At 73.4% G+C, this 8,297-nt stretch carries 6 protein-coding genes; 3 read left to right on the forward strand and 3 right to left on the reverse strand.

Translation table 11 applies throughout. The features are described 5' to 3' along the window. The first annotated feature begins 49 nt into the window (after positions 1 to 49). The gene (locus GUY61_RS30595) at positions 50 to 1,663 is read left to right on the forward strand and encodes a cytochrome P450 (protein ID WP_313896947.1); all 1,614 of its coding nucleotides are present in this window, start codon (positions 50 to 52) and stop codon (positions 1,661 to 1,663) included. Positions 1,664 to 1,858: 195 nt separating this feature from the next. Here the strand turns inward: GUY61_RS30595 and polX are convergent, their stop codons facing one another. Next, complete coding sequence (polX, locus tag GUY61_RS30600) at positions 1,859 to 3,613, reverse strand: DNA polymerase/3'-5' exonuclease PolX (protein WP_166633499.1); 1,755 nt, start codon at positions 3,611 to 3,613, stop codon at positions 1,859 to 1,861. A gap of 155 nt (positions 3,614 to 3,768) precedes the next feature. Further along, positions 3,769 to 5,859, reverse strand: coding sequence for a heavy metal translocating P-type ATPase (locus GUY61_RS30605; RefSeq protein WP_166633500.1), 2,091 nt, complete (start codon positions 5,857 to 5,859; stop codon positions 3,769 to 3,771). A 112-nt stretch (positions 5,860 to 5,971) separates the two neighbouring features. On the opposite strand from GUY61_RS30605, the gene GUY61_RS30610 reads away from it, so the two are divergent. Continuing rightward, the gene (locus tag GUY61_RS30610) at positions 5,972 to 6,334 is read left to right on the forward strand and encodes a metalloregulator ArsR/SmtB family transcription factor (protein WP_166633501.1); all 363 of its coding nucleotides are present in this window, start codon (positions 5,972 to 5,974) and stop codon (positions 6,332 to 6,334) included. 63 nt (positions 6,335 to 6,397) lie between these two features. Here GUY61_RS30610 and GUY61_RS30615 read toward each other — a convergent pair whose 3' ends face one another. Then, positions 6,398 to 7,498 carry an ATP-dependent DNA ligase gene (locus GUY61_RS30615; protein ID WP_166633502.1) on the reverse strand — a complete coding sequence of 367 codons (1,101 nt, stop codon included), beginning with the start codon at positions 7,496 to 7,498 and terminating at the stop codon, positions 6,398 to 6,400. Positions 7,499 to 7,572: 74 nt separating this feature from the next. Between GUY61_RS30615 and ligD the strand changes: the two genes are divergently transcribed. Next, the coding region (ligD, locus tag GUY61_RS30620) for a non-homologous end-joining DNA ligase (protein ID WP_166633503.1) at positions 7,573 to 8,297 on the forward strand (725 nt) is incomplete at its 3' end.

The raw sequence follows: 8,297 nt of genomic DNA on the forward strand, positions 1-8,297 counted from the left end.
TCCCCGTCCCGTGCAACTCCCACGATCCAGCACGATCCCTGGAGCCCCTGTGACAACTCCCTCTCCGCACCACGCCGAAACGGATGCCGGCGCGGCCCCGCCACCCGGCTGCCCGGCGCACGGGCTGGGTCCCGGCGGCGTACGACGGCTCTACGGGCCCGAGGCCGAGAACGACCCCATGGGCCTGTACGAGAAACTGCGCGCCGAACACGGGCCGGTGGCCCCCGTGCTGCTGCACGGTGACGTTCCGGCCTGGCTCGTCCTCGGCCACACCGAGAACCTGCACATGACCCGTACCCCCTCGCAGTACTCCCGCGACCCGCGCCGCTGGCGGCACCTCCACGACGGCACCGTGACGCCCGACAACCCGCTGGCGCCCATCTTCACCTGGCAGCCGCTGTGCGCCCACGCCGACGGCGCCGAGCACGAGCGGCAGCGGGGCGCGGTCACCGACAGCCTGGCCCGCATCGACCACCGCGGCGTACGGCGCCACATCAACCGGTACAGCAACCGGCTCGTCAACGAGTTCTGCCAGGACGGGCACGTCGACCTGGTCGGCCGGTTCGCCGAGCACCTGCCCATGATGGTGATGCTCCAGATCATCGGCATGCCCGAGGAGTACAGCGAGCGCATGGTGCAGGCCGCCCGCGACATGATCAAGGGCACCGAGACCGCCATCGCCAGCAACGCGTACGTCATGGAGCGGCTCGTCGCGCTGGTGGCCCGGCGGCGCGCCCAGCCCGCGGACGACTTCGCCACCTGGCTCATCGAGCACCCGGCTCGCTTCGGTGACGACGAGGTGAGCCAGCACCTGCGCCTGGTCCTCATCGCGGCGTACGAGACCACCGCGAACCTGATCGCCAACGTGCTGCGCATGGTGCTCACGGACCCGCGCTTCCACGCCCGGCTCAGCGGCGGCCACATGACCCTGCCCGAAGCGGTGGAGCAGACACTCTGGGACGAGCCGCCGTTCACCGCCATGTTCGGCCGCTGGGCCACCGGCGACTGCGATCTCGGCGGGCAGCGGATCAAGGCGGGCGACGCCCTGATCGTCGGCATCGCCGCCGCCAACCGCGACCCGGTGGTACGCCCCGACCTCACCGCCTCCATGCAGGGCAATCGTGCCCACCTCGCGTTCAGCGGCGGCCCGCACGAGTGCCCCGGCCAGGACATCGGGCGTGCCATCGCCGACACCGGCGTGGATGCTCTGTTGGCGCGTCTTCCGGACCTCCGGCTGGCCGTCGAGGAGGACGAGCTGACCTGGACCAGTTCCCTGATGTCCCGTCACCTCGTGCGGCTTCCGGCCGAGTTCGCGCCGCGTCCGCCGGAGGAGATCACGGCGAAGCTGATTCCCGCCCCACGCGGCGCCGCGGAGGGTGCGGGGAAGGGGGACTGGCGGGTTGACTCGGCGGCGCCCGCCCCCGTCGGGGCGGCCGTGCCCGGCCCAGCGGCAGGCACCGCCGGGCACGAGAACGGAACCGGCCACGGGGCAGGGGCCCAAGGAGCTTCCTCCGCGCCCGCTCCCGGCGCCCTGCCGGCCGCGGCCGGTCCCGGCCAGGTGCGGGCCGGAGCCGTGCAGCCGCCCGGAACCGCGGCACCGGACGGGGCGCGGATGCGGGACTCGCTGTGGGGGTCGCTGAGGCGGTGGTGGCGCGGCCACTGAGCACCGCCACGCCTCGGCCGCGTGGGCACGGCGCCAGGGCGCCGGAGCAACACGGACCGTGCGTCCGCCTGTCGGCGGGGCCCCGTGGCGGGACGGGGCCCGCGACGGGCCGGGGCGCCGAACGCCGGTCGCGGGAGTGCGGGTTGCGGGTTCGCGGGCGAACCCGGGACACCGGTCGCGGGCGCGGCGGCCTGTTCAGCGGCGCAGGAAGGCCCTGAGGCGCCGCAGCGGCCAGGTGTTGATCACGTCGTCCGGAGTGAGCCAGCCGCGCTGCGCCGTCCCCACCCCGTAGCGCATGTGGGCCAGTTCCGGTGTGGAGTGGGCGTCGCTGTCCACACAGAACTTCACCCCGTGCCGCTTGGCGCGCATGACCAGCTCGTCCGGCAGGTCGAGACGGTGCGGCTGGGCGTCGATCTCAAGGGCCGTCTCCGTCCTGGCGCAGGCGGCGAAGACCGTGTCCCAGTCGGCGTCGATGGCGGACCGCTTGCCCAGCATCCGGGCGGTGGGGTGTCCGATGACATGGACGTACGGGTTCTCGCAGGCGCGCAGCAGGCGCCGGGTCGTCGCGGCCCGGCCCAGCTCGAAGTGACTGTGCACGGAGGCCACGCACAGGTCGAAGTCGGCGAGGAAGTCGCCGGTCCAGTCCACGTCGCCGTACAGGTCGATGTTCAGCTCCGTGCCGTGCAGCAGCCGCGGCCCGCCCCCGCGTTTCAGTTCGGCGTCCAACCGCTTGACGCGGTGGCGCTGTTCGAGGATCTTCTCGTCGGTCATGGCCTGCATGCGCAGTTGCGGGGCGTGGTCCGTGATCGCGTAGTACTCGTAGCCCAGGGCCTTCGCGGCGGCGACCATGTCCTCCAGAGGGGCCAGGCCGTCCGTGAGGTCGGTGTGGGTGTGCAGGTCCCCGCGGAGGTCCGACTCGGCCACGAGCGTGGGCAGTTCGTCCTCCATCGCGGCCTCCACCTCGCCCCGGTCCTCGCGGAGCGTCGGCGGGATCCACGTCATGCCGAGCCGCCCGTATACCTCCTCCTCGGTGCGTGCGCCGGTGCGCCTGCCGGTCTCCGCGTCGAAGAGGCCGTACTCCGAGAGCTTCAGGCCGTACTGGAGGGCGACCTTACGCACGCGGATGTTGTGGGCCTTCGAGCCGGTGAAGTAGAGCAGGGCGGCGCCCCAGGAGTCGGGCCGCACGACACGCAGGTCCACCTGGAGGCCCCTGGTGGTGCGGACACTGGTCTTGGTCTCGCCGCGGGCGATGACCTCGGCGGTGTACGGGTGCTCGGCCAGGGCACGCGAGGCGCGGGCGGCGGCCTCGTCGGTGCCGGCAGCGACCAGGATGTCCAGGTCGCCGACGGTCTCCCGCATCCGGCGCAGCGAGCCCGCGTAGGTGCAGCGCTCGCAGCCCGTCGTACGGGACAGGGCGCCCACGATGTCCTCCGCCAGTTCCTGGGCGGCGTCCAGAGGGGCGCGGCCGTGTGAGGCGCGCATGATCTGGATGCCGTGCAGGATGTTCTCCTCGGTCTTCGGGCCGAAGCCCTTGAGGTCCTGCAGGCGGTGGGCGCGTGCCGCCTCGGCGAGATCCTCGATCGAGGCGACACCGAGCTCCTCGAAGATCAACTGCGCCTTGCGCGGGCCGAGCGCGGGCACCGCCGTCATCGCGCGCACCCCCGCGGGAACGTGGCTGCGGGCCTCTTCGACCGCCTCCACCCGGCCGGTGCGGACGAACTCCTCGATCTTCTCGGCGATCGACCCGCCGACGCCGGGGATCTCCCTGAGGTGCTTCGCGTCGAGGCCCGTGATGTCGGTGCCGTGGCCCTCGACGGTGCGGGCGGCGCGCTCGTAGGCACGTACGCGGAAGCTGTCGCCACCGGTGATCGCGAGAAGGTCGGCATACTCCTGGAGCAGGGCGGCTACGTCCTGGTTGGAGACGGCACGATGGCGCGACCGGGTTGCCATATGCAACGAGTGCCCCGTTTTGATCCCGCGCATGCGCCGTGGGGCCCGAGCCCCCACGGGCTTCCGGTGGTGGCCCGGCGGTCCCAGGGTCCCGGGCCGGACACCCCGAGTTCCGCCCTCCGGGCGATGCCGAGGGTTCCGCGCCCCGGCCCGGCTCAGCCCAGCGCCCGTCGCCAGGCCGATTCCCGGAGGAGACGGAGGCCGTTGAGGCCGACCAGGACCGTGGAGCCCTCGTGGCCGGCCACCCCGAGGGGCAGCGGGAGGTGTCCCGCAAGGTCCCACAGGACGAGGCCGCCGATGCAGACGGCGGCGATCGTGAGGTTCTGGACCACCAGCCGGCGGGCGTGCCGGGACAGGGCCACCACCGCCGGCACGGCGGCCAGCTCGTCCCGTACGACGACGGCGTCCGCGGCCTCCAGGGCGAGATCGGACCCGGCGCGCCCCATGGCGATGCCCGTGTGGGCGGCGGCCAGGGCCGGGGCGTCGTTGACGCCGTCACCGAGAGCCAGGACGCGCTCGCCCGCGTCCTGCCAGCTCCGGACCGCGGCCACCTTGTCCTGGGGCAGCAGCCCGGCGCGCACGTCCCCGATTCCCACCTCGCCGGCCACCCGCAGCGCTGCCCGCTCGTTGTCGCCGGTGAGCAGTGCCGGGGGCGCCCCGGTGAGGCGGGTGAGGGCCGTGACGGCGCCCGCGGCCCCGGGGCGGAGCCGGTCCGTCGCGGAGAGGACGGCGACCGGCTCGCCGTCGACCCGTACGACGGCGGCCGTCGCGCCGTCCGCCTCGGCGAGCCCCACCGCTTCGGCGAGTGCCAACGCCTCGGCGCCGGCCGCCGCGCCGTCCGCCGCGACCTCGCCGGGGCACGCGGCCGTACCGGTTCGGGCGGTGCGCGCCGGGGCGCTCACCTCGACGACCCGGCCCGCGACGACCGCCCGCACCCCGCGACCCGGGGCCGAGGAGAAGCCGCTCGCGGGCGCGGGGGCCAGTCCGCATTCCCGCGCGGCGGTGACGACCGCCCGTGCCAGTGGGTGCTCGCTGTTCTGTTCGGCGGAGGCGGCCAGGGAGAGGACGTCCTCCTCGGTCAGGGCTCCGCCGGAGCCCGTGGGGGCACCGGCGTCCGTACAGGCGCAGGCGCCGGCGTGCGCGCAGGCGCCCGGCGGCGTCCGTACGGCCGTCGGCAGCATCCGTACGGCCGTGACGCGCGGGCTGCCCTCGGTCAGCGTGCCGGTCTTGTCGAGGACCACCCGGTTCACGGCCCCCAGGCGCTCCATGGCCACCGCGGACTTCACGAGTACGCCGTGCCGTCCCGCGTTGGCGATCGCGGAGAGGAGGGGCGGCATGGTCGCCAGGACGACCGCGCACGGCGAGGCCACGATCATGAAGGTCATGGCGCGCAGCAGCGTCGGCTCGAACCCGGCCCCGAACAGGAGCGGGACCGTGAAGAGCGCGAGGGTCGCGGCGACCACCCCCACGGAATAGCGCCGCTCGACCTTCTCGATGAACAGCTGGGTGGGTGCCTTCGTCTCGCTGGCCTCCTCGACCATGGCCACGATCCGCGCGATCACCGAGTCGGAGGCGTCCCTGGCGACCCGCACGCGGAGCGCGCCCGTGCCGTTGAGGGTGCCCGCGAAGACGTCGTCGCCGCGCGACTTCGGCACGGGCATCGGCTCGCCGGTGATGGTGGCCTGGTCGGCCTCGCTCGCTCCGTCGAGCACGGTGCCGTCGGCGGGCAGCCGTTCCCCGGGGCGTACGAGGACGGTGTCGCCGACCGACAGGGCGGTGACCGGCACCTCTTGTTCGCCGTCCGCCGTGAGCCGTACGGCCGTCGCGGGCGCGAGGTCGAGCAGGCCGCGCACGGAGTCGGCGGTGCGCCGGGTGGCCAGGGCCTCGAGGGCGCCCGAGACGGCGAAGATGACGATGAGCAGTCCGCCGTCGAGGAACTGGCCGATCGCGGCGGCGCCGACCGCCGCGACGACCATCAGCAGATCCACGTCGAGGGTCCTGTCGCGCAGCGCCGTGAGCCCCGCGAGGCCCGGTTCCCAGCCGCCCGCCGTGTAGCAGAGGGCGTACAGAGGCCCCCAGGACCACACGGGCGCGCCGGTCAGGTCGAGGGGGAGCGCGAGGAGGAAGGCGGCGGCGGAGAGCGCGGCCCAGCGGACCTCGGGCACTGCGGACAGCCGGGTGCGGCGTGTCGGCGGACGCGTCGTGGCGGGCGCTGCCTGCCGGTCCTCGACCAGCGCGGATGCCATGGAGCACCTCTTCGGGTTCGGGTTCCGCCTCGGGCGGAGGGGAGCGGACCGCCCCACCATAGCGGAACATATGAAGAGGTCTTCAAGTATCCCTGATGGATACGATGTGCGCATGGGACACGGAGTGGACGGCAGGACGACGCCGGCGGCGCACCTGGACGCGGACTCCGCCGCGACCATCGCCGCCACGCTCCAGGCGCTGGCGACCCCTTCGCGGCTCATGATCCTGACGCGTCTGCGCCAGGGCCCCTGCGCCGTGAGCGAGCTGGCCGAGGCCGTCGGCATGGAACAGTCGGCCGTCTCCCACCAGTTGCGGCTGCTGCGGGCCCTCGGCCTGGTCACCGGCTCCCGGCAGGGGCGGCGGATCGTCTACAGCCTGTACGACAATCACGTGGCCCAGCTGCTCGACGAGGCGGTCTATCACATCGAGCACCTCAGGCTCGGGCACCGCGACCTGCCTGTCGTCCTCGACTGAGACGGAGCGGTTCGGGCGGACAGGGCGAGGCGGGCGCCCGGGCCGGGTCAAGGCCGGGCCGGGTCAGGACAGGCCAGGGTCGGTCCGCGGACGTCGGTCCCGCGCACCCAGCACCTCCGCCAGGTCGAAGTGGACCGGCTCCTCCAGTTGCTCGTACGTGCAGGAAGCGGGCTCGCGGTCGGGCCGCCACCGCCGGAACTGCGCCGTGTGCCGGAACCGCTGTCCCTTCTCCATGTGGTCGTACGCCACCTCGACCACCCGGTCCGGGCGCAGTGGCACCCACGACAGGTCCTTCTTGCCCGTCCAGCGGCTCTGTGCCCCCGGCAGCCGCGCGGCCTCGTGCGCGGCCTCGTCGGCCCACTGCGCCCACGGATGTCCCTGCGCGGACTCCATGCGCAGCGGCTCCAGCTCCGAGATCAGCTCCTCGCGCCGCTTCATCGGGAACGCCGCGCACACCCCCACGTGCTGGAGGCCTCCGCCGGGCGCGTAGAGGCCGAGCAGCAGGGAGCCGACCACCGGGCCGCTCTTGTGGAAGCGGAAACCGGCCAGTACGCAGTCCGCCGTGCGCTCGTGCTTGACCTTGAACATCGACCGCTCGTTCTGCCGGTAGGGGATCGTCAGCGGCTTGGCGATCACGCCGTCGAGGCCCGCGCCCTCGTAGCGCGTGAACCAGTCCCGCGCCAGGTCCACGTCCGTGGTGGAGGGTGCGAGGTGGACCGGCGGGGAGGCCGGGGCCAACGCGCCGACCAGGGCCCTGCGGCGTTCCACGAGCGGAGTGCCGGTGAGGTCCGTGCCGTCGAGGGCCAGCACGTCGAAGGCGACGAAGGAGGCCGGGGTCCGTTCGGCGAGCTGCCGTACCCGCGAATCGGCCGGGTGGATGCGCTCGGTCAGCGCGTCGAAGTCGAGCCGGCCGTGCAGAGCGATGACGATCTCACCGTCCAGAACGCACCGCTCGGGGGCATTCGCCTTCACCGCCTCCACCAGCTCGGGGAAGTACCTGGTCAGCGGCTTGCCCGTACGGGAACCCAGCTCCACCTCGTCGCCGTCCCGGAAGACGATGGCGCGGAAGCCGTCCCACTTCGCCTCGTACTGCATGCCCGGCGGGATCCTGGCGACCGACTTGGCGAGCATCGGCCGGACGGGCGGCATAACCGGAAGGTCCATGATGCTGATTCTGCTGCGGTGGGGGCGGGCGCGCCCGACATGCGGCGGCGCCCGGACCGCCCTAGCGTTGCGGCATGGGCAGCGGCAAGGCGATCGAGCTGGAAGCGGGCGGGCGGACCGTACGGCTGTCCAGCCCCGACAAGGTGTACTTCCCGCAGCGCGGCTTCACCAAGCTGGACGTCGCCCGCTACTACGTCGCGGTGGCGGAGGGCATCACCCGTGCCCTGCGCGACCGGCCGACCACCCTGGAACGCTACCCGGAGGGCGCGGAGGGCGAGTCCTTCTACCAGAAGCGGGCCCCCAAGAACCTGCCCGACTGGATCCCGACCGCCCGCATCGCCTTCCCCAGCGGCCGGTACGCCGACGAGATCTGCCCCACCGAGCCGGCCGCCGTCCTCTGGGCCGCCAACCTGGGCTGCCTCACCTTCCACCCGTGGCCAGTACGGCGCGAACGCCCCGACCACCCCGACGAGCTCCGCATCGACCTCGATCCGCAGCCGGGCACGGACTTCGCCGACGCCGTGCGGGCGGCCCGTGAACTGCGCGGGCTGCTCGACGAACTGGACCTGCGGGGGTGGCCGAAGACCTCGGGAGGGCGCGGGCTGCACGTGTACGTGCCGCTGGTGCCGCGCTGGTCCTTCGCCGACGTGAGGCGGTGTGCCATCGCGGTGGGCCGGGAGCTGGAGCGCCGCATGCCGGGGCGGGTGACCACCAACTGGTGGAAGGAGGAACGCGGCGAGCGGGTCTTCGTCGACTACAACCAGACGGCGCGCGACCGCACCATCGCCTCCGCCTATTC

Source organism: Streptomyces sp. GC420, assembly GCF_009916105.1.
In the GTDB taxonomy this organism is placed as follows: Bacteria; Actinomycetota; Actinomycetes; order Streptomycetales; family Streptomycetaceae; genus Streptomyces.

Bases quoted from the DNA above. Each gene is read 5' to 3' on its own strand.
- polX (WP_166633499.1), bottom strand. From the start codon at position 3,613: ATGGCAACCCGGTCGCGCCATCGTGCCGTCTCCAACCAGGACGTAGCC.
- GUY61_RS30605 (WP_166633500.1), bottom strand. From the start codon at position 5,859: ATGGCATCCGCGCTGGTCGAGGACCGGCAGGCAGCGCCCGCCACGACG.
- GUY61_RS30610 (WP_166633501.1), top strand. From the start codon at position 5,972: ATGGGACACGGAGTGGACGGCAGGACGACGCCGGCGGCGCACCTGGAC.
- GUY61_RS30615 (WP_166633502.1), bottom strand. From the start codon at position 7,498: ATGGACCTTCCGGTTATGCCGCCCGTCCGGCCGATGCTCGCCAAGTCG.